We start from the raw sequence: 20,870 nt of genomic DNA on the forward strand, positions 1-20,870 counted from the left end.
TTCAGCCCCTACATGTGGAAGGTTCCCGTGACTCAGAAGCCCGACCAGTGTCTTGGTGAATGGATCGACCGTGAAGCACTCGCAGAAGCGATGATCCCGCTCATCGGTCAGCTCTACCGCAATAACAATGTGGTGAGTTCGATCTATGGCCGCAGCCTGATCAACCAGTCAGTCATCGCGATTCTCAAGGCGCATCGCTTTGCTCGCCATCGTTCTGCCGACGACAGCGAACTCTCCGTCCACGAAACATTCCCCCTGCTCAAGGCCATGAGCGAGCTCAAGCTCGGCGCGGCTTCGGTAGATCTGGGCAAATTGGCCTACAAATTCCGTACCGAAGCCAACGGCCGTAGCGCCGAGCAGTTCGTGCGTGAGGAAATGGCCGATGTGGTTGGCCAGCAAAACGCCGCCGCTCGCAGGGGCACCGACGTCGTGCTGTATGGCTTTGGCCGTATCGGCCGCCTGCTGGCGCGCATCCTGATCGAAAAAACCGGTGGCGGCGACGGCCTGCGTCTGCGTGCCATCGTGGTGCGCAAAGGCGCCGAGAATGACCTGACCAAGCGCGCCAGCCTGCTGCGTCGCGATTCGGTCCACGGCCCGTTCAACGGCACCATCGTCATCGACGAAGAAAACAACACCATTACCGCCAACGGTAACCTGATCCAGGTGATCTACGCGAAGAACCCGACCGAGGTGGACTACACCCAGTACGGCATCAAGGACGCCCTGCTGGTGGATAACACCGGTGTATGGCGTGATGCCGAGGGCCTGGGCCAGCACTTGCAGTGCCCGGGTATCGCTCGCGTTGTTCTGACCGCGCCTGGCAAGGGCAAGCTCAAGAACATCGTGCACGGCATCAACCACGCTGAAATCACCGCTGACGATAAGATCGTGTCTGCCGCGTCCTGCACCACCAACGCCATCGTGCCGGTGCTCAAGGCCGTCAACGACAAGTTCGGCATCGTGAATGGTCACGTTGAAACCGTTCACTCGTACACCAACGACCAGAACCTGATCGACAACTTCCACAAAGGCGATCGCCGTGGTCGTAGCGCCGCGTTGAACATGGTGATCACCGAGACCGGTGCCGCCACCGCCGCTGCCAAGGCCCTGCCTGAATTGGCCGGCAAGCTGACCGGCAACGCGATCCGTGTTCCGACGCCTAACGTGTCGATGGCCATTCTCAACCTGAACCTTGAGAAAGCCGCTACCCGCGAAGAGATGAACGAGTACCTGCGCTACATGGCGCTGCACTCCGATCTGCACAAGCAAATCGACTTCGTCAATTCTCAGGAAGTGGTGTCCACCGACTTCGTCGGCTCGCGCCACGCCGGTGTGGTGGACGCAGAAGCGACCATCACCCAGGACAACCGCGTTGTGCTGTACGTGTGGTACGACAACGAGTTCGGTTACAGCTGCCAGGTGGTGCGTGTGATGGAAGACATGGCCGGGGTCAACCCGCCTGCGTTTCCGCGCTAAGCCTCTGCGCTGAATGAAAAAGCCCCGACTGGTTCGGGGCTTTTTTGTGGCTGGGTTTTGTGTGGCCTGGGGTGCCTGATCGGGGGCAAGCCCCCTCCCACAGTTTGATTTGTGAATATATTCAAAGGTGGGAGGGGGCAGCCCCCGATGGTGGTGGTGCAGCCGACACATCAATTCAGCAATCGATCCCGCAAACTGTCCGACAACCCCCCAGGCGCGAGCCAGATGCCTAGGTAGGCCCTCGCCAGTTCATCATCAACACTGCTGAACACCACCTGCCCATTGATCTCCAGCTTCAAACCGCGACCGGGATGAAAATCCAGGGCATAACGATCACCGTTGCGGATGTCACGAAAACTGCCGTGCAATTTATCCAGTTCCGGCTTTAATCGAGCGTTGGCGTGTTGGCGCGCCAGGGTGGTCGTGGCGGCCTTGATCACGTCACTGCGGTCGATGTCGCGAAAGTAATACAGCGTCAGGCGCAGGGCTTTCTGCTGGTCCCAGGCGTGCCTTGCGCTGAGCCCTGCCGGGGCATACAGCGCTGCGGCATACACGTCTGCCCACAGATAGTTGAGCACCGCCTGGTTTTTTCGCGTCAGTCCCTCGACCTGTGCCGGGAAGCCAGCTTGCTTGAGGCGCTGCGCATCGCTGGCGTGCGCCGTGATCGACACCATCAGCATTAAACAAAACAATAGTTGTCGCATAATGGGCTCATCCTGAAATCGGCGCTGATTTGCGTCCTGTAGTATGGCAAGACTGGCCTATGACGCGACCAAGGGTTAATGTGCGCGGCGTTGAGCCTTATATAGACTGTGCCCCGGTTCACACACTTGAGCCAAATTGTCCTTCATGACCGCTGGCCGCGGCATGATTTAGCCCGGCGTCCTACCGTACGCCTGGCCTGTTCTGAGGAGTACGCATGGCTGTCTACAACTACGACGTGGTGGTACTGGGTTCCGGCCCAGCTGGAGAAGGTGCGGCGATGAACGCCGCGAAGGCAGGGCGCAAGGTGGCGATGGTCGATAGCCGTCGCCAAGTCGGCGGTAACTGCACCCACCTGGGTACCATCCCGTCCAAGGCCTTGCGTCACTCGGTGCGCCAGATCATGCAGTTCAACACCAACCCGATGTTCCGGGCTATTGGTGAGCCGCGTTGGTTTTCGTTCCCGGATGTGTTGAAAAGCGCCGAGAAAGTCATCTCCAAGCAGGTGGCCTCGCGCACCGGTTACTACGCCCGTAACCGTGTCGACCTGTTCTTCGGCACCGGCAGCTTCGCCGACGAGCAGACCATTGAAGTGGTGTGTTCCAACGGCGTGGTCGAGAAACTGGTGGCCAAGCACATCATCATCGCCACCGGGTCGCGCCCGTATCGCCCGGCGGATATCGATTTCCATCACCCGCGTATCTACGATAGCGACACCATCCTGAGCCTGGGCCACACCCCGCGCAAACTGATCATCTACGGTGCCGGCGTGATCGGCTGTGAGTATGCGTCGATCTTCAGTGGCCTGGGTGTTCTGGTGGAGCTGGTGGACAACCGCGATCAGTTGCTGAGTTTCCTCGACTCGGAAATTTCCCAGGCGTTGAGTTACCACTTCAGCAACAACAACATCACCGTGCGCCATAACGAAGAGTACGAGCGGGTCGAAGGCCTGGACAACGGGGTGATCCTGCACCTCAAGTCCGGCAAGAAGATCAAGGCCGACGCCTTGCTGTGGTGCAACGGGCGTACCGGCAACACCGATAAGCTGGGCATGGAAAACATCGGGGTCAAGGTCAACAACCGTGGCCAGATCGAAGTGGACGAGAATTACCGTACCTGCGTGGCCAACATCTATGGCGCCGGTGACGTGATCGGCTGGCCGAGCCTGGCCAGTGCCGCCCATGACCAGGGCCGTTCGGCCGCCGGCAGCATCGTCGATAACGGCAGCTGGCGCTATGTGAACGACGTGCCCACCGGCATCTACACGATTCCGGAAATCAGCTCCATCGGTAAGAACGAGCACGAGCTGACCAAAGCCAAGGTGCCCTACGAAGTGGGCAAGGCGTTCTTCAAGAGCATGGCGCGTGCGCAGATCGCCGGTGAGCCGCAAGGCATGCTGAAGATTCTGTTCCACCGTGAAACCCTGGAAGTCCTCGGCGTGCATTGCTTCGGCTATCAGGCGTCGGAGATCGTGCACATCGGCCAGGCCATCATGAACCAGCCGGGTGAGCAAAATACCCTCAAGTATTTTGTGAACACCACCTTCAACTACCCGACCATGGCCGAAGCCTATCGGGTAGCGGCCTACGACGGCCTCAACCGGCTTTTTTGAGCGGCTCCGGCCGGTGGCCTGAGCCGGCCGGGGAGACCGATTTCAGTAATTCCCGAGGGTGGCAGTGGCCAAACCGGGAAAGTCTGTAATCAGGCTATCTACGCCGAAGTCGGCGAGCCTGCGCATCAGCGCGGGTTCGTTGACCGTCCACACGGATACGTGCAAACCCTGGCGCTGGGCTTTGGCCAGGCGCTCGGGGGTGCACAACGTCCAATTCAATGCCAAGTACTCACAGCCATAGTTCTGCGCGACCTTCAGCGGGTCGAGCCAGGCGTATTCGGCCACCAGCCCGCGCGACAGGTCCGGGGTGAGTTCCACCGCCGCCTTGAGCACTTCCCTTGAGCTGGACGTAACGGTGACCTTGTCCATCAGGCCGAAGCGCACCGCCATCTCGCGGATCGCCAACACAGTGGTCGCGGCGCGGGTGCGCGAAGCGCTTTTGACTTCCAGTTGCCAGTGATCGAAATCGCATTGTTCGAACAGTTCTTCCAGGCGCGGGATAGGGCAGGGCGAGACCCAGCCCGGGCCGCCCTTGCGCGCGTCCATTTTCACCAGGTCGGCCGCCGAATACTCGACCACCTTGCCGCGCCGGTCGGCGGTGCGCTTGAGGGTCGGGTCGTGGATGACCATCAGTTCGCCATCCATGGAGAGGTGCAGGTCCAGTTCGCAGCGGCGTACACCGTGCTTGAGGCATTGCTGAAAGCTGGTCAGGGTGTTTTCCGGTGCTTCGCCTTTGGCGCCGCGATGGCCGTAAATCAGGGTCACAGTTGCTCCTTTTCGCCAGATCGTCCGGCGGGGTGTATACGAATTCAGGTGGCCTGGGCGTCGCTTTTTTCCCGCGCCAGGCGCCGCTCCTGGGCTTGTTTTTGCAGGATGTAGCGCGCCAGCAACTGGCGTTGGGCATCGGTCATGGATTCGAATTCCGTGCCGACGTCGAAGCCATCGCCTTTGGCGTCGCAATGGGTGACCTTGGCGCGCAGCAACAGGCCCAGCGCCTGGGGCATCAGCACCAGCTTGACCGCCAGGTGGGCACCCACAGGCAAGGATGAGGGGTATTGGAAGTCGATGCCGCCTTCGGAGATGATCACGGGCTGCGGCGCGCCCACTTCGTCCAGCAGGCCGAGCGCCATGACTTGGCTGAGCAGGTCCAGGCGTTTGTTCTGGACTTTGAGGAAGGCCGCCAGGCTTCGATCTTTCTCGCTGATCTGGCGCAACAGGTGCTGGGCTTCGAATTCGCTCAGGTGCAATTCACTGAGCAGGTTGAACAGCGGTGAATCATCCAGCAACACTTCCTTGCCCGCTGCTTCAGGGGCAGACAGGCTTTTGATTTGAAGTGCGATCATGTCGTCGATACGGTAGTATTCGCGGCGCTCTTCTTCATCTAATGTCGTCATGGCGAACCCCTGCTGGCGGTAATGGTCTGAGTGTAAAGCTGCTTACCAGACCCCGCCACCGGGACGTCTTCTTTTCCTCCGAACAAGCCCCGACATGTTCAGACCTCTCTTCGTATTTATCGGCACGCGTTATACCCGTGCAAAGCGTCGCAATCATTTTGTGTCGTTCATTTCCTTGACCTCGATGATCGGGCTCGCCTTGGGCGTGGTCGTGATGATTGTGGTGCTGTCGGTGATGAACGGTTTCGATCATGAGATGCGCACCCGCGTGCTGGGCATGGTGCCCCACGCGACCATCGAAGCCAGTGAGCCCATCAGTGATTGGCAAAGCCTGGCCGATAAGGTCAAGCAGAACCCCAAGGTCGTGGCGGTTGCGCCGTTCACCCAGATGCAGGGGCTGCTGACCAACGACGGCAAGGTGCAGAAGATCCTGCTTAACGCCATCGACCCGGCCCAGGAACGCAAGGTCTCGATCATCGACCAGTTCATGTTGCAGGGCCGGCTCGACGACCTGGCCCCGGGCAGTTTTGGCATCGTTATCGGTGACAAGGCCGCGGCCAAGCTCGGCGTGGGTATCGGTGACAAGCTCACCTTCGTCGCCCCGGAAGTCACGGTGACCCCGGCCGGCATGTTTCCGCGCATGAAGCGTTTTACCGTGGTCGGCACCTTCCACGTCGGCGCTGGCGAGATCGACGGCTACCTCGGTCTGACCAACCTCACCGACCTGGCGCGCCTGCATCGCTGGCAGCCGGACCAGGTGCAGGGCCTGCGCCTGAAATTCAGTGACTTGTTCGACGCCCCGCGCGGCGCCTGGGAAATTGCCCAGCACCTGGGCGAGTCCGAGTATTACGCCCGCGACTGGACCCGCACCCACGGCAACCTGTACCAGGCCATCCGCATGGAAAAAGCCATGATCGGTCTGCTGTTGCTGCTGATCGTTGCCGTGGCGGCGTTCAACATCATCTCCACCCTGGTGATGGTGGTGAACGACAAAAAAGGCGACATCGCCATCCTGCGCACCCTCGGCGCCACGCCGGGTCAGATCATGGCGATCTTTATGGTGCAGGGCACCGTGATCGGTGTGGTCGGTACCTTGATCGGCACTGCCGTCGGGATCCTTGCTGCGTTGAACGTCAGCGCGGCCATCGCCGCTCTGGAAACCCTGATCGGCCACAAGTTTCTCAACGCCGACGTCTACTTCATCGACTATCTGCCGTCCCAGGTCCAGACCCAGGACGTGTTGATGGTAGGCGGCGCGGCGTTGGTCCTGAGTTTCCTTGCCACCCTGTATCCAGCCTGGCGCGCGGCACGTACCCAGCCAGCACAGGCCTTACGTTATGAGTGAATCGGGCATGAGTGAAAAAGCAATCCTGAGCTGCCGCAACCTGGGCAAATCCTACGAGGAAGGCCCGGAGTCCGTGGTGGTGCTGTCCAACCTGCAGCTTGAACTGCATCCGGGCGAGCGCGTGGCGATCGTCGGCAGTTCCGGTTCCGGCAAAAGTACCTTGCTCAACCTGTTGGGCGGCCTCGATACACCGTCCCAGGGCAGCGTCTGGTTGGCCGGTGAAGAGTTGTCGGCCCTGGGCGAGAAAGCCCGTGGCCAGTTGCGCAACCGCTCGCTGGGCTTTGTGTATCAGTTTCACCACCTGTTGCCGGAGTTCACTGCTCTGGAAAACGTATGCATGCCATTGCTGATCGGCAAAACCGCGATCCCCGAGGCCCGTCAACGTGCGACGGCGCTGCTGGAGCGTGTCGGCCTCGGCCATCGCCTGGAGCACAAACCCGCGGAGTTGTCCGGCGGCGAGCGTCAGCGTGTGGCCATTGCCCGTGCCCTGGTGAACAACCCGGGCCTGGTGATGCTCGACGAGCCCACCGGCAACCTCGATTCGCACACCGCCCAGGGCATCAAGGACCTGATGCTGGAACTGAGCACCCAGATGCGCACCGCGTTCCTGGTGGTGACCCATGACATGAGCATGGCTCGGCAGATGGACCGCGTGTTGCACTTGCAGGAAGGTCATCTGGTCGCCATCTGACCTGTTTCAAGCCCGGCGCATGATGCCGGGTTTTCTATTTTTCCAACGGTGCCCGCGAATGTTCAGACCGTTATCGATTTTTATCGGCACGCGCTATACCCGCGCCAAGCGCCGCAACCGTTTTGTCTCGTTTATCTCGATGACCTCGATGATCGGCCTCGCCCTCGGCGTACTGGCGATGATCGTGGTGCTGTCGGTGATGAACGGCTTCCAGCGCGAAATGAGTTCGCGCATTCTCGGCATGGTGCCCCATGCGACCATTGTCGGCGTGAAGCCCATTGACGATTGGCAGCCAGTGGCCGCCGCGGCGATGAAGAACCCGCAGGTCACCGCTGCGGTGCCTTTCACGCAAATGGACGGCATGTTTTCCTATAAGGGTGCCATGCAGCCGATTGAAATCAGCGGCGTCGACCCGGCCCAGGAAGGCAAGGTGTCGATCGTGGCCCAGCATATCGTGCGCGGCAAACTGGAAGACTTGAGGCCCGGCGAGTTCGGCGTGGTGGTCGGTGAGATCACCGCGCGGCGTTTCCGCCTCAATGTGGGCGACAAGCTGACCCTGATCGTGCCGGAACTCAGCAGCGCGCCGGGCGGCATCACCCCGCGCATGCAGCGGTTGAATGTGGTGGGGATCTTCAAGGTCGGCGCCGAGCTGGATGGCTCCATGGCCTTGATCAACATGGCCGACGCCGCCGAGATTCAGCATTGGCAGCCGAACCAGGTGCAAAGCGTGCGTCTGGCGGTGAAAGACTTGTACGCGGCACCCAAGGTTTCGGCGGATATCGCCGCCAGCCTGGGCGCGGGCTACAAGGCCGATGACTGGACCCACACCCAGGGCAGCCTGTTCAGCGCCATGAAAATGGAAAAAACCATGATCGGCCTGTTGCTGCTGATGATTGTCGCCGTGGCCGCGTTCAACATCATCGCCACGTTGATCATGGTGGTGAACGACAAGGGCGCGGACATCGCGATCCTGCGCACCATCGGCGCCACGCCGCGGCAGATCATGGCGATTTTCATGGTGCAGGGCACCGTGATCGGCATCGTCGGTACCTTGATCGGCGGCGTACTCGGCGTAATCGCGGCACTGAACGTGAGCGAACTGGTGGGCTGGCTGGAGCGCGTGACCGGGCAGCATATCTTCAGTTCGGATGTGTATTTTGTCAGTAACCTGCCCTCCGAGCTGCAGGGCGGCGACGTGCTGCTGATCTGCTCGGCCGGTTTTGTGCTGAGCTTTCTGGCGACGATCTACCCGGCGTATCGCGCAGCGAAGATCGAGCCGGCCCATGCGCTGAGATATTCGTAATTATTTGGACCGCTATCGGGGGCAAGCCCTCTCCCACATAAGAACGGCATTCAAGGTGTGGGAGGGGGCTTGCCCCCGATAGGGCCGGCCCATCTTGCATCAATTTACCCTGGGCAACTCAATCACAAACCTTGTCACTCCAGCCGCGGATTCACAAAAAATCCGCCCCCCATGGGCTCGCACGATCGACTGGGTAATCGCCAAGCCCAAGCCGGCATGCTCGCTGCTGCCTTCGCGCCGCGCTGGATCTGCCCGGTAGAAGCGGTCGAACAACCTCGGCAGCAACGGCGCCGGGATGCCATCGCCAGTGTTTTCCACCGCCAACCTCACCCCGTGCGCATCCTCAAGCATCGTCACCCGCACTTCGCCCCCGGCCGGGGTGAAGCGCAGCGCGTTGTCCAGCAGGTTCGACAACGCCCGGCGCAACATGCCGCGATCGCCGCGCGTTTGGGCAGCGCCCTCACGCACCAGGCGCACATTGGCGTCTTCGGCCAGCAGCGCAAAAAACTCCAGCAGCGCCTCCACTTCATCCGCCAGCGCCAGGGGCTCGCGCTTGGGCGTGAGCAACCCATGGTCGGCCTTGGCCAGGTACAACATGTCGTTGACCAACTGCGCCATCCATTGCAGTTCTTCCAGGTTGCTGTGCAGCGCCTCGCGATAATCTTCCAGCGGGCGCGGCTGGGTGAGGATGACTTGGGTGTGGGTCAGCAGGTTCGACAGCGGCGTGCGCAGTTCATGGGCGATGTCGGCGGAGAACGCCGAGAGGCGCTGGAATGCGTCATCCAGGCGACCGAGCATGGCATTGAAGGCCTGGGCCAGCTCCGCCAGTTCGGCGGGCATATGTTGCTGGGGCAGGCGCTGGGTTAGGGAATTGGCCGACACACTGGCCGCGACTTCGCCCATGCGCCGCAGAGGCCGCAACCCGCTGCGCGCAGCCCAGGCGCCGAGCAGGGCGGTGGCCAGTGCCGAGAGGCCGACGGTAAGCCAGATCAAATGCTGCATGCGTTGCAGGAAATGCTGATGGTGGGTGATATCGAGCAGCAGGCTCAGTTGCGGCGAACCGGCCTGGCCCGCAATCAGCGGTGCGTTGAGCACCCGATAGTCCGTGCCGGCCTGTCGCAGGCTATGCAATCCGGGCGATTCCGGCAGGGTGAGGCTCGCTGTGCTGTCAAACCAGCGCTGGCCGGCAGCCGTGACACGCAGCGTCAGGTCCGGTTGGCGGCTGAGTTCGGCGTGCAAAGGGGCTTGGTGTTGAGCGAACGCCTGCGGGGAATCGACGCCTTGCAGGGCGCCGCGTAGCGCCATCAGTTTGCTGTCCAGCAGTTGCTGATCCAACTCCAGGAAATGCGCCTCGCTGGCTCGATTGAACAGCACGCCGGCCAACAGCGAGACCACCGCAGTACAGGCGGCAAACAACAGCGCCAGGCGGCTTGCCAGGGACAGGCGGCGGATCAATTGCACCGCTCCTCCAGCACATAGCCCATGCCGCGCACGGTGTGGATCAGTTTATTGGGGAAGTTGTCATCGACTTTCAGGCGCAGACGGCGGATCGCCACTTCGATGATGTTGGTATCGCTGTCGAAATTCATGTCCCACACCTGGGAGGCAATCAGCGACTTGGGCAACACTTCGCCCTGGCGCCGCAGCAGCAATTCGAGCAGGGAGAATTCCTTGGCCGTGAGGTCGATACGTTGGCCGTCGCGTTCGACGCGGCGGCGGATCAGGTCCAGGCGCAGGTCGGCCAACTGCAGCGCAGTCTCCTGGGGCGCACTGCTACCGCGTCGTAACAGGCTGCGCACGCGGGCCAGCAGTTCGGAAAAGGCGAACGGTTTGACCAGATAATCATCGGCGCCCAGTTCCAGGCCATGCACGCGGTCTTCCACGGCGTCACGCGCGGTGAGGAACAGTACCGGCACATCCAGCCCGGCGGCACGCACCGCTTGCAGGATTTGCCAGCCGTCGCGGTCCGGTAGCATGACGTCGAGGATCAACAGGTCGTAGTCACCGGACAATGCCAGGTGCTGCCCGGTAGTACCATCGATCGCCAATTCGGTGGTGAAACCTGCCTCGGCCAGGCCCTGGCGCAGGTAGTGGCCGGTTTTTGGTTGGTCTTCGACGATCAGCAGTTTCATGGGCGGCTCTAGGCAACGGGTAACGAAGGGCTTTATACCGTGGGCGCCAGGGCAAAGGCGCAACCTGACAAAGTTGTAATCTAGCAGTCAGCTGGCTGGCAGCGGCGCCATCTTAGAGTGCGTCTCAAGCGGATTACATTTTTTTGGAGAATAGCGATGGCATTGCGTACACCCCTGCTATTGGCGGGCTGCCTGTTGGCGTTGAGCTTCGATGCGCTGGCCGATGGGGCTTCCACCTATGCGTTCGGCCAGCCGGCGCCGGCCGACAAAGCCACGCGTACCGTGGAAGTGACGATGCAGGACATTGCCTACTCGCCAGCATCCATCGATGTAAAGGCCGGAGAGACAGTGCGTTTCGTAGTGGTCAACAAAGGCAACCTGCTGCACGAATTCAACCTGGGCGACGCGGCGATGCATGCGCAGCACCAGAAGGAAATGTTCCAGATGCAGGCCAGCGGCATGCTCACCGCCACCGGCATGGGAAAAATGGACCACAGCGCCATGGGGCACGGTGGGATGATGAAACATGACGATCCCAACAGCGTGCTGGTGGAGCCGGGCAAGACGGCTGAACTGACGTGGACCTTCAAGCAAGCCACTGGCCTGGAGTTCGCGTGTAACCTACCGGGCCACTATCAGGCCGGCATGGTGGGTAAGGTCAACGTCAGCCAGTAAGCGGCTGAGGCGCAAAGGCGGGGGCAAGGCTGTTAGACTGGCGCGGTTTATTTAGCCAGGTTTCCGCCATGCATCCCGCAGCCGAACATTCGCCGCTGGGCAAGTCCAGTGAATACATCTCCACTTACACTCCGTCGTTGCTGTTCCCGATTCCCCGCGCCGCCAAGTGGGCCGAGCTGGGCCTTAGCGCCGAAACCCTGCCGTACCAAGGCGTGGATTTCTGGAACTGCTTCGAGCTGTCGTGGCTGTTGCCATCGGGCAAACCGGTGGTGGCCATCGGTGAATTCAGTATCCCCGCCGATTCGCCGAACATCATCGAATCCAAGTCTTTCAAGCTGTACCTCAACTCGTTGAACCAGAGTGCTTTTGCCGATAGCCAGAGCCTGGAAGCGACCCTGCGCGCCGACCTCAGCGCGGCGGCCGGCAAACCGGTGGGCGTGCGCATCCGCAGCCTGGCCGACGTGGAAGCCGAAGGCGTACAGGCGCTTCCGGGTGTCTGCATTGACGATCTGGATATCAAGGTCAGCAGTTACGAGCATCCGCGCCCAGAGCTGCTGCGCTGTGATGCATCGCGCATCGTCGAGGAGAGCGTGCATAGCCATTTGCTCAAGTCCAATTGCCCGGTCACCAGTCAGCCGGACTGGGGCAGCGTGGTGGTGGAGTACCGGGGGGCGGCGCTGGATCACGCCAGTTTGCTGGAATACTTGGTGAGCTTCCGCCAGCACTCGGACTTCCATGAGCAGTGCGTGGAGCGGATTTTCCTGGATGTGCAGCGTTTGCTGAAGCCGGAGAAGCTAACGGTATATGCACGGTATGTGCGGCGGGGTGGGTTGGACATCAACCCATATCGAAGCACCGAGAATACTCAGTTCTTAAATATGAGGCTCGCGCGTCAGTAAGCCTTTACCCAAAAATACTGTGGGAGCTGGCTTGCCTGCGATTGCGATCTTTCAGTCATTTATCCAGTGACTGATACGTCGGTATCGCAGGCAAGCCAGCTCCCACACTTGGTTTTGGGTTCGGCTTGGGCTCGGGTTAGATGCCCATGCTGCCCAGGGTAGTGACTATATTGCGAAACGTTCCAGCCAGCCCGGGATGACTGGATTCAAACTCGATCGCCGCTTTGTTGAAATCGTCGGCAATGCTGGGTGACTGGGCGCCCGGTTCCATTTGAAGTTGAAAATTCAAATCGGCAACCAGTTTTTCCAGTGCTTGGCGCTTTTCGAGGGGCAAATCTGGATGCTCTTCCAGTTGTTTGCTCACTATATCGGCCTGCTGTTTTAACTTCTCGCGATCAGGCATCACATTCTTCCTTTTATCGATAGGCACTGGCATAGACCGCGCCACGCCGGGAAAGGTCTACGGACTTACTCGTAGATTAATTCACTGGAGGCGACTGTGCATGATCTCGATCAGGGCTTCTCGCCTTTGAGTTGGCGCAGGCTGATGTCCGCCAGGCAGGTGCCGAGTTCGCCGAGGTGATCGATCACCGAGTGCACGCCCAGCCCATACAACGCCACGGTGGCTTTACCGCGCTTGTACTCGCGTTCCTGTTCGCTGAGCGCTTGCCATTGCTCGGGTGCCAGGCCGCACAGCGAGCCGCAGGAGGCCAGGCCAATGGTCCACAGTCCGGCATTCAAGCCTGACTGCAACAGGCGTGGCTCGCCGCTGACCAGTACGCAGCCTTCCAAGCGCTCGATATTCAACTCCATCAAGGCTTGCCAGCAGGCATGGGGCGCCGGCCAGCGGATCGAAGAGGGCGTCGCGGCCTTCAGCCAGTGCGGCAGTACGGCTGCCAATGGCGTGGTCACGGTAGGCGGCAGCTCATCCAACCAGGCGCACGGTACGCCTTGTTCCTTCAGGCTGCGTAGGACGTTCAGAGCGCCTGGGGTGGCTTGGGAGTGTGGCGACGATGAGTCGGTGCGCGCCTGGGAACCAAAGTCCACCAGGCAGCCACTCAGGCCGAACAACACGGCAGTCAGGGTAGGAGCGCTGGCGTTGGCAATTTCGGCGTGTGGCATGTCGACGTCCCTGAAATAGCTCAAACGCTATCGAGACGGGATGACAAGGCGATGACAGCTTTATTTAATTGTAGGAATTTTGTCCATTTTGCGTATGTCGTTTCCTAGCGGCTGCCTAATTGGATACTTCCGTCATATACTAACGGCCTTATTCAGGGCATAGCGCCCATGACAGACTATTCAAGGAGCTAAAGCTATGCGCTGGAGCCATTATTTCGCTCAGCTGTCGGTGTGTGCCACTGTGATGCTGGCGCCGTTCGCCGTACAGGCTGCATCGGAAGACGATCCATGGGAAAGCATCAACCGCCCGATCTTCACATTCAACGACACGGTTGATACCTACGCCCTCAAGCCTTTGGCTCAAGGCTATCAGTGGATCACCCCGCAATTTGTCGAAGACGGCATCCATAACTTCTTCCGCAATATCGGCGATGTCGGCAACCTGGCCAACAACGTGCTGCAACTCAAGCCCCATAACGCAGGTGTGGATACGGCCCGTTTGCTGGTCAACACCACATTTGGCGTGCTCGGCTTTATTGATGTCGGCACCAAAATGGGGCTGCAACGCAGTGATGAAGACTTCGGCCAAACCTTGGGTTACTGGGGCGTGGGTAGCGGTCCGTACGTGATGCTGCCGCTGTTGGGGCCTAGTACGCTGCGTGATGCACCGTCCAAGTATGTCGATAGCTACACCCAGCCGTATCGCTATATGAACGATATCGACTGGCGCAACAGCACCATGGGCCTGAACATCATCGACACCCGTGCCAGCTTGCTCGACAGCGAGAAGCTGATCACCGGTGACAAGTACACCTTCATCCGCAATGCTTACCTGCAGAACCGCGAGTTCAAGGTTCGAGATGGCAAGGTGGTTGACGACTTTTAAGCTGTGACATATTGAAATGAAAAAGGCGACCTCTGTAGGGTCGCCTTTTTTGTGCGCGCTTTTCAGCTCATTTTCAAGATTTTGAGCCCCAGCTTCTGTTGCTCGTCTTGCGCGTTGACCCAAACCACCTCGGTATCGGCTTCAAGGCCCTTGAGTGCTGCGTGCTCGGAGTCAATGCGCACGCTTAGCAGGTCACCGACGCTGAATTGACGAGGCGCCTGCACCTGCATACCGGAGCTGGAAAGGTCCAGGCACACACCTTCAATTTCCTGGCCTGCGTGGATCAAAGACACATTGGTACCCACCCGCATGCGGATGAAATCGCGTTTTTCGGCGTAGTCGCGCTCTCGGTCGCTCATCGGTTTCATCCTTACTTTGTGTTGTGGTCTTGGCTGTTCTTATAACTCCCGGTGATTTGCGGTGTAAAGACGCCCGGCGACCATCGGCATGAGCTTGAAACACCTGGCGGATGGGAGTACCGTCTGCGCCTTAGAAGGGCACCTCTGCTTTACAGTTGTGCGTGGGCAAAAGGCCTATGCTTTGTAGGACAGAGAGGCTAGAAAGCGAATCCAGTAGTATGAGCCCGGCCATTGCCGCGCCGCCTACGCCAACCTAATTCTGGCGCCGTTTGCCCACATGCAAAAAACCAGTGCCACGCTGCTGATAATCGATGACGACGAAGTAGTGCGCGCGAGCCTCGCGGCCTATTTGGAAGACAGTGGCTTCAGCGTCCTGCAGGCCAGTAATGGCCAACAGGGTCTCCAGGTGTTCGAGCGCGATAAGCCCGACCTCGTGATCTGCGACCTGCGCATGCCCCAGATGGGTGGCCTTGAGCTGATTCGCCAAGTCGCCGAGCTGGCGCCGCAGACGCCGGTGATTGTGGTGTCCGGCGCTGGCGTGATGAATGATGCCGTCGAAGCCTTGCGCCTGGGCGCCGCCGATTACCTGATCAAACCCCTGGAAGACCTGGCGGTGCTGGAGCACTCGGTACGCCGTGCCCTGGACCGTGCGCGTCTGCTGCTGGAAAACCAGCGCTACCGTGAAAAGCTCGAAACCGCCAACCGCGAGTTGGAAGCCAGCCTGAATCTGCTGCAGGAAGACCAGAACGCCGGTCGTCAGGTACAGATGAACATGCTGCCGGTAAGCCCGTGGACGATCGATGAGTTCCGGTTTGCCCACCAGATCATCCCGTCGCTGTACCTGTCGGGAGATTTTGTCGACTATTTCCGCGTCGATGAGCGTCGCGTTGCGTTCTACCTGGCGGACGTGTCCGGCCACGGTGCTTCATCCGCCTTTGTGACCGTGCTGTTGAAATTCATGACCACACGGCTGTTGTTTGAATCCAAGCGCAATGGCACCTTGCCGGAGTTCACTCCTTCACAGGTACTGGGCCACATCAATCGAGGCCTGATCAGCTGCAAGCTGGGCAAGCATGTGACGATGGTTGGCGGCGTGATTGACGAAGAAACCGGTCTTTTGACCTACAGTATCGGCGGTCACCTGCCGATGCCTGTTTTATACACTCCCGACAGTGTGCGTTACCTGGAAGGCCGTGGCCTGCCCGTAGGCTTGTTCAATGAAGCCACCTACGAAGACCATATTCTGGAACTGCCGCCGACGTTCAGTCTTACGCTGATGTCCGACGGCATTTTGGATCTTCTTCCAGAGCCTACACTCAAAGAGAAAGAAGCTGCCTTGCCCCAACGGGTCAAGTCGGCGGGCGGCAGCCTGGATGGCTTGCGGCAGGTTTTTGGATTGGCCACGCTGGGGGAGATGCCGGATGATATCGCCCTACTGGTGTTGAGCAGGAATCTTTGATGAGTACCGGAAGAATCCAATTCGCCGAGCAAGACGGGACGTTTGTCCTGAAGTTTGTCGGTGAAGTGCGCCTGACCTTGTGTTCGGCGCTGGATGCGACGATTGAGCGGATCTTCACTGCGCTGAACTTCTCGGCGATCGTGATCGATCTGACCGAAACCCGCAGTATCGATAGCACCACGCTGGGGCTGCTGGCCAAGCTGTCCATTCTGTCGCGCCAGAAAGTCGGCCTGTTGCCGACGGTGGTGACGACCCACGAGGACATCACCCGTCTATTGCAATCCATGGGCTTCGATCAGGTGTTCAACATCGTCGATCGCCCGATACCTTGCCCGGAATGCCTGACTGACCTGCCCTCCCAGGACCAGTCCGAGGAAGTAGTGCGGGTCAAGGTGTTGGAGGCGCACAAGATCCTCATGGGCCTCAACGAATCCAACCGCGAAGCCTTCCACGATCTGGTCAACGCCCTCGAGCGCCACTGAGCCTCTGCCTAACATTCGCCCCATTGTGGGAGGGGGCTTGCCCCCGATAACGCAGTGTCAGTCAATGTATCTTCCCCTGTTGAAATGACATCGGCCTGAGACATCGACACAAAAAAGGGCGGTACCCTCACAGGTCCCGCCCTTTTTGTCGCCTCCGCCGTTTACAGCTTAGCGGACAGCAGTGCCTCCAGCTTCTCCTGGTCCCGCGCAAACTGGCGAATACCCTCGGCCAGTTTCTCGGTTGCCATCGCATCCTCGTTGGACTCCCAACGGAACTGCGCTTCAGTCATATGCACGCGCGCCTCGCCCGCATGGCCTGGCGACAACTTACGCTCCAACTTGCCTTCATCCGCCGCCAACTTTTCCAACAAGTCCGGGCTGATGGTCAGGCGATCACAGCCGGCCAGTTCTTCGATCTGGCTAAGGTTGCGGAAGCTCGCGCCCATGACCACGGTTTTGTAGCCATTGGCCTTGTAGTAGTTGTAGATGCGCGTCACCGACTGCACACCTGGATCGTCGGCGCCGGTGTAGTCATTGCCATTGGCTTTCTTGTACCAGTCGTAGATGCGGCCCACGAACGGCGAAATCAGGAACACACCGGCTTCGGCACAGGCCACGGCTTGGGCGAAGGAGAACAGCAGCGTCAGGTTGGTCTGGATGCCTTCTTTTTCCAGCTTTTCCGCAGCGCGAATACCTTCCCAGGTGGAGGCGATTTTGATCAGTACACGGTCACGGCCAACGCCGGCTTTTTCGTACAGGTCGATCAGGCGATGCGCACGCTTGAGTATCGCGCCTTCGTCGAACGACAAACGGGCGTCCACCTCGGTGGAAATACGGCCCGGTACCACTTTGAGAATCTCTTGACCCACCGCCACCGCAAACCGGTCGCTGGCCAGGCCTACATCGCCGTTGCAGTCCTGCACGCATTCATCCAACAGCTTGGCATAACCTGGAATCGATGCGGCCTTGAGCAGCAGGGAAGGATTGGTGGTGGCATCCTGCGGCTTGAGCTTGGCGAGCGTGGAAAAATCGCCGGTATCGGCTACGACGGTGGTGAACTGCTTGAGTTGTTCCAGCTTGGAAGTCATGGGCGTGCTCTGTCCTATGGGTCTGATGACATTACCCGAGCGCCAACAAGCGCTCAAGGGCGCAAATGCGTTCGATCGTTTGCGAGGGCAACAACCTGAAAACAGCCGTTTGAATTACCGGCCGTGGTGATCAATAGGAGGACAAAAGCGCCCGCAGGTTCAACCCAACTGCCCGAATACCTGCTGACGAAACCAGGTCAAAATGTGGGAGGAACTTGCCCCCGATAGCAGCGCCAGCCAATCCACGCTTGGCTGCCCCCTGCAAGCAATCCCATCAACGCCCTTCCAGCAAAGCCCCAGCCTGATCCAGCAACGCCAGCGGATCCGCCGCCTTATGAATATCCACCGACAACAACTGCCTGAACTTGCGCGCCCCAGGGAAACCAGTGCCCAAGCCCAACACATGCCGAGTAATGTGATGCATCGTCCCACCACTCGCCAGATGCTCAGCAATATAGGGGCGCAACTGCGCCAGCGCCTGGGCACGACTGATCACCGGCGCCTCGCTGCCAAACAATTGCTGATCCACCTCCGCGAGCAGATAGGGGTTGTGATATGCCTCACGTCCGAGCATCACCCCATCAAACGTCTGCAAATGCTCCTGGCACTGCTCAAGCGTCTTGATCCCACCATTGAGCACGATCTCCAACGCCGGAAAGTCCTGCTTCAACTGCGCCGCCACGTCATAGCGCAACGGCGGAATGTCGCGGTTTTCCTTCGGCGACAAGCCTTCAAGAATCGCAATACGCGCATGCACCGTAAAACTGGTGCAGCCTGCCTCGTTGACTGTCCCGACGAAATCACACAACTGGGCATAGCTGTCGCGGCCGTTGATACCGATGCGATGCTTGACCGTCACTGGAATCGACACCGCATCACGCATCGCCTTCACACAATCGGCCACCAGCGCCGGATGCGCCATCAGGATCGCGCCGATCATATTGTTCTGCACACGATCGCTGGGGCAGCCGACGTTCAGATTCACCTCATCGTACCCAGCCGCCTCGGCCATGCGCGCACAGGCCGCCAAATCGGCGGGAACACTGCCGCCCAGTTGAAGCGCCAGCGGGTGCTCGGCTTCGTTGTGACGCAGGAAGCGCTCGTGATCGCCATGCAGGATCGCACCGGTGGTGACCATCTCGGTGTAGAGCAAGGCGTGCTTGGAGAGCAGGCGCAGGAAGAACCGGCAGTGGCGGTCGGTCCAATCCATCATCGGGGCGACGGAGAAGCGGCGGGAGAGTGGAGCGGGTTGTAAGAGCATGGGGGGATCTGAGTCAGCGAGGCGAATGGGGCGCAGTTTATCAGGGATGCATCCGAAACGTTGCGCGTTCAAGAGCCTCGTCTCCGTCCGGCAGGAGCCTGAACCCACCCTGTCGCGCATTAAAGTTTCATCATCGTTTCTGCCCGGTAGGTCTACGATCTGCTCAAGCGAGGACCGCCGAGCCTCCAGCCCCTAGGGAACCGAAAATGACTTCAAACCTTGTCAAAGTCGTGTTGATCGCCGGTGCGTTGTTGTTGAGCGCGTGTTCATCGTCTTCTGCTGTCAGCAGCGACCCGTGTTTTTCAGGCGGGTGCCAAGCCTTTGGCGACCACAGCCCCAACAAAGCCGCCAAGATGAATTTTGGCGGCAGTGGGTTGGGGAGCAGTTATGGGGAGTATGGGGCGGGGTTGTTGCATGATGATTGATGGGGTGGTGGGTCAGTCAGTGGTGTATTGACTGGCCCACTGGCTATCGGGGGCAAGCCCCCTCCCACAGTTTGATCTCCAGCGGAGCGGGTGACGTTAGTGGCCGCCTTGCATGCGGCGGGCGATCAGGTAGATGCCCAGGCCGACCAGTGCGGTGGCGGCGCCGATGTAGCCGGTGCTGGTCCAGCCGTACCCGGCGGTGATCGCCATGCCGCCGAACCATGGCCCCAGGGCGTTCGCCAGGTTGAATGCCGCATGATTGGAGGTCGCTGCCAGGCTGGGGGCTTCGTGGGCGATGTCCATCAGGCGGATTTGCAGCGGTGCGGCCAGTGACACCATGGTGCCGACCAGGCCCATGCTTAGCAGCACGCCCCATAACGAGGATGCGGCGACGGGGAAGAACAGCAGCACCGCCATCGACCACACCAATATCAGACCCACCGCGCGAAATTGCAGGCGGTCGAAAAGCTTACCGCCGGCGATATTGCCGATGATCCCGCCCACACCGAAGGCCGCCAGGCCGAAGGGGATCCACTGGGGCGACACCTTGGTCACTTCCAGCATGGTCGGCGCCAGGTAGCTGAATACGCAGAACATCCCGGCAAAGCCGATGGCGCCGATAGCGAGGGCCATCCAGACCTGGGGTTTGGTGAAGGCGCGCAGTTCTTTGCGCGGGTCGCTGCGTTGTTCGTCATGGCGGTGGGGCACGAACTGCCAGACCAGAGCGATGGTGCACAGAGCAATCGCACTCACCAGTGCAAACGCCGAGCGCCAACCCAGGTACTGGCCGAGGAAGGTGGCGATGGGGTTGCCCAATAGCATGGCCAGGGTCAGGCCCATCATGACGCGGGCCACGGCGCCGGCGCGTTTGTCGGTGGGCACCATGCTGGAGGCCACCACGGCGGCAATACCGAAGTAGGCGCCATGGGGCAGGCCGCTGATAAAGCGAAACGCTACCAGCGAACCGAAGGTCGGGGTAAACGCCGTGGCCAGATTGCCCAACGCATACAGCCCCATCAGCAACAGCAACATGTGTTTGCGCAGCAATTTGGCGCCGAGGATCGCCAGCAGCGGCGCGCCGACCATTACGCCCAACGCATAAGCGCTGATGGCGTGGCCGACCTGGGGTTCACTCAAGTTCAGGTTATGGGCGATGTCGGGCATCAGGCCCATGATGGCGAATTCGCCGGTGCCGATTGCGAACGCGCCCACGGCCATGGCCGCTTCCATTTTGGCGGCACTGCGCGCGGGCAGCACATGCCCGGGTGTTTGCTGGATAGACATGAATCGCTCTATTTTGATGAGGGGCACGAAGGACAGCCGCCGATGCTACGCAAGCAACGACGAAGGTGTCTAGAACAGCCATTTGCACCAGAGTTCCCGCGCGATTGCCAGGCTGTGACCCCACGTCGCGCCCGTCAGGCTTGACACTGTGGCCGATCCAGCGCGCTAAAGCGGTTGTTTTGGCGTTGTCAATTAGCCAAACAGCGCATAACGGCCTTTTGCCGTGATATTCTGCGCGCCGTCCTGGTCTGGTCTGTTCCCGCAACGTATTCCTG

General features: G+C 60.0%; 22 protein-coding genes. 11 read left to right on the forward strand and 11 right to left on the reverse strand.

Annotated features, from left to right (window positions below):
• Window positions 1–12 precede the first annotated feature (12 nt).
• Window positions 13–1,476 carry a glyceraldehyde-3-phosphate dehydrogenase gene (locus tag QRN41_RS00150; protein ID WP_213633476.1) on the forward strand — a complete coding sequence of 488 codons (1,464 nt, stop codon included), beginning with the start codon at window positions 13–15 and terminating at the stop codon, window positions 1,474–1,476.
• 170 nt (window positions 1,477–1,646) lie between these two features.
• Here QRN41_RS00150 and QRN41_RS00155 read toward each other — a convergent pair whose 3' ends face one another.
• Window positions 1,647–2,180, reverse strand: coding sequence for a chalcone isomerase family protein (locus QRN41_RS00155; RefSeq protein WP_094064620.1), 534 nt, complete (start codon window positions 2,178–2,180; stop codon window positions 1,647–1,649).
• Window positions 2,181–2,395: 215 nt separating this feature from the next.
• Between QRN41_RS00155 and sthA the strand changes: the two genes are divergently transcribed.
• The gene (sthA, locus tag QRN41_RS00160; protein WP_034096486.1) at window positions 2,396–3,790 is read left to right on the forward strand and encodes a Si-specific NAD(P)(+) transhydrogenase; all 1,395 of its coding nucleotides are present in this window, start codon (window positions 2,396–2,398) and stop codon (window positions 3,788–3,790) included.
• 42 nt (window positions 3,791–3,832) lie between these two features.
• Here sthA and QRN41_RS00165 read toward each other — a convergent pair whose 3' ends face one another.
• Both QRN41_RS00165 and QRN41_RS00170 read right to left on the reverse strand, forming a co-directional pair.
• The gene (locus tag QRN41_RS00165; protein WP_034096487.1) at window positions 3,833–4,555 is read right to left on the reverse strand and encodes a glycerophosphodiester phosphodiesterase; all 723 of its coding nucleotides are present in this window, start codon (window positions 4,553–4,555) and stop codon (window positions 3,833–3,835) included.
• A 44-nt stretch (window positions 4,556–4,599) separates the two neighbouring features.
• Complete coding sequence (locus QRN41_RS00170) at window positions 4,600–5,184, reverse strand: PilZ domain-containing protein (protein ID WP_285421031.1); 585 nt, start codon at window positions 5,182–5,184, stop codon at window positions 4,600–4,602.
• Window positions 5,185–5,278: 94 nt separating this feature from the next.
• Between QRN41_RS00170 and QRN41_RS00175 the strand changes: the two genes are divergently transcribed.
• The 3 genes from QRN41_RS00175 to QRN41_RS00185 are packed head-to-tail and all read left to right on the forward strand — an operon-like array spanning window position 5,279 to window position 8,523.
• Window positions 5,279–6,529 carry a lipoprotein-releasing ABC transporter permease subunit gene (locus QRN41_RS00175; RefSeq protein WP_034096489.1) on the forward strand — a complete coding sequence of 417 codons (1,251 nt, stop codon included), beginning with the start codon at window positions 5,279–5,281 and terminating at the stop codon, window positions 6,527–6,529.
• Window positions 6,530–6,536: 7 nt separating this feature from the next.
• Entirely contained in the window at window positions 6,537–7,220 is a 684-nt protein-coding gene (gene lolD, locus QRN41_RS00180) for a lipoprotein-releasing ABC transporter ATP-binding protein LolD (RefSeq protein WP_162830773.1), read from the forward strand.
• A gap of 58 nt (window positions 7,221–7,278) precedes the next feature.
• A complete protein-coding gene (locus tag QRN41_RS00185; protein WP_167416529.1) occupies window positions 7,279–8,523 on the forward strand; it encodes a lipoprotein-releasing ABC transporter permease subunit in 1,245 nt (414 codons plus the stop codon).
• Between the two features lie 99 nt (window positions 8,524–8,622).
• On the opposite strand, the gene QRN41_RS00190 is transcribed toward QRN41_RS00185, so the two are convergent.
• Together QRN41_RS00190 and QRN41_RS00195 are read right to left on the reverse strand one after the other, a co-directional pair.
• Complete coding sequence (locus tag QRN41_RS00190; protein ID WP_285421067.1) at window positions 8,623–9,978, reverse strand: heavy metal sensor histidine kinase; 1,356 nt, start codon at window positions 9,976–9,978, stop codon at window positions 8,623–8,625.
• On the reverse strand, window positions 9,975–10,655 hold the full coding sequence (locus QRN41_RS00195; RefSeq protein WP_094064618.1) for a heavy metal response regulator transcription factor: 681 nt from the start codon (window positions 10,653–10,655) through the stop codon (window positions 9,975–9,977). The genes QRN41_RS00190 and QRN41_RS00195 overlap by 4 nt, the downstream gene beginning before the upstream one ends.
• A gap of 156 nt (window positions 10,656–10,811) precedes the next feature.
• Here QRN41_RS00195 and copI point away from each other — a divergent pair, with 156 nt between their 5' ends.
• A complete protein-coding gene (gene copI / locus QRN41_RS00200; protein ID WP_285421032.1) occupies window positions 10,812–11,330 on the forward strand; it encodes a copper-resistant cuproprotein CopI in 519 nt (172 codons plus the stop codon).
• A 68-nt stretch (window positions 11,331–11,398) separates the two neighbouring features.
• Window positions 11,399–12,229, forward strand: a complete 831-nt coding sequence (queF, locus tag QRN41_RS00205; RefSeq protein ID WP_034096494.1) for an NADPH-dependent 7-cyano-7-deazaguanine reductase QueF — start codon at window positions 11,399–11,401, stop codon at window positions 12,227–12,229.
• Window positions 12,230–12,365: 136 nt separating this feature from the next.
• Here the strand turns inward: queF and QRN41_RS00210 are convergent, their stop codons facing one another.
• Both QRN41_RS00210 and pcrP read right to left on the reverse strand, forming a co-directional pair.
• Complete coding sequence (locus tag QRN41_RS00210; RefSeq protein WP_094064616.1) at window positions 12,366–12,632, reverse strand: DUF4404 family protein; 267 nt, start codon at window positions 12,630–12,632, stop codon at window positions 12,366–12,368.
• A gap of 110 nt (window positions 12,633–12,742) precedes the next feature.
• Window positions 12,743–13,351, reverse strand: a complete 609-nt coding sequence (gene pcrP / locus QRN41_RS00215; protein ID WP_094064615.1) for an HAD superfamily inactivated hydrolase PcrP — start codon at window positions 13,349–13,351, stop codon at window positions 12,743–12,745.
• A 196-nt stretch (window positions 13,352–13,547) separates the two neighbouring features.
• Between pcrP and QRN41_RS00220 the strand changes: the two genes are divergently transcribed.
• Complete coding sequence (locus tag QRN41_RS00220; RefSeq protein WP_034096497.1) at window positions 13,548–14,237, forward strand: MlaA family lipoprotein; 690 nt, start codon at window positions 13,548–13,550, stop codon at window positions 14,235–14,237.
• A gap of 62 nt (window positions 14,238–14,299) precedes the next feature.
• Here the strand turns inward: QRN41_RS00220 and QRN41_RS00225 are convergent, their stop codons facing one another.
• A complete protein-coding gene (locus QRN41_RS00225; protein ID WP_285421033.1) occupies window positions 14,300–14,596 on the reverse strand; it encodes a PilZ domain-containing protein in 297 nt (98 codons plus the stop codon).
• A gap of 277 nt (window positions 14,597–14,873) precedes the next feature.
• On the opposite strand from QRN41_RS00225, the gene rssB reads away from it, so the two are divergent.
• Together rssB and rssC are read left to right on the forward strand one after the other, a co-directional pair.
• A complete protein-coding gene (gene rssB, locus QRN41_RS00230; RefSeq protein WP_034137416.1) occupies window positions 14,874–16,055 on the forward strand; it encodes a two-component system response regulator RssB in 1,182 nt (393 codons plus the stop codon).
• Window positions 16,055–16,537, forward strand: coding sequence for an anti-sigma factor antagonist RssC (gene rssC / locus QRN41_RS00235; RefSeq protein WP_003172602.1), 483 nt, complete (start codon window positions 16,055–16,057; stop codon window positions 16,535–16,537). Before rssB ends, rssC begins: the two co-directional genes overlap by 1 nt.
• A gap of 161 nt (window positions 16,538–16,698) precedes the next feature.
• On the opposite strand, the gene tal is transcribed toward rssC, so the two are convergent.
• A complete protein-coding gene (gene tal / locus QRN41_RS00240) occupies window positions 16,699–17,625 on the reverse strand; it encodes a transaldolase (protein WP_034096500.1) in 927 nt (308 codons plus the stop codon).
• 274 nt (window positions 17,626–17,899) lie between these two features.
• Window positions 17,900–18,886, reverse strand: a complete 987-nt coding sequence (gene dusA / locus QRN41_RS00245; protein WP_034137417.1) for a tRNA dihydrouridine(20/20a) synthase DusA — start codon at window positions 18,884–18,886, stop codon at window positions 17,900–17,902.
• Window positions 18,887–19,092: 206 nt separating this feature from the next.
• On the opposite strand from dusA, the gene QRN41_RS00250 reads away from it, so the two are divergent.
• Entirely contained in the window at window positions 19,093–19,311 is a 219-nt protein-coding gene (locus QRN41_RS00250) for a hypothetical protein (RefSeq protein ID WP_082238613.1), read from the forward strand.
• A 96-nt stretch (window positions 19,312–19,407) separates the two neighbouring features.
• On the opposite strand, the gene QRN41_RS00255 is transcribed toward QRN41_RS00250, so the two are convergent.
• Window positions 19,408–20,595 (reverse strand): MFS transporter, encoded by a 1,188-nt coding sequence (locus QRN41_RS00255; RefSeq protein ID WP_285421034.1) that lies wholly within the window; start codon window positions 20,593–20,595, stop codon window positions 19,408–19,410.
• Between the last annotated feature and the right edge of the window lie 275 nt (window positions 20,596–20,870).

The sequence above is a fragment of the Pseudomonas sp. efr-133-TYG-23 genome (genome assembly GCF_030209215.1).
Lineage (GTDB): Bacteria > Pseudomonadota > Gammaproteobacteria > Pseudomonadales > Pseudomonadaceae > Aquipseudomonas > Aquipseudomonas rhodesiae.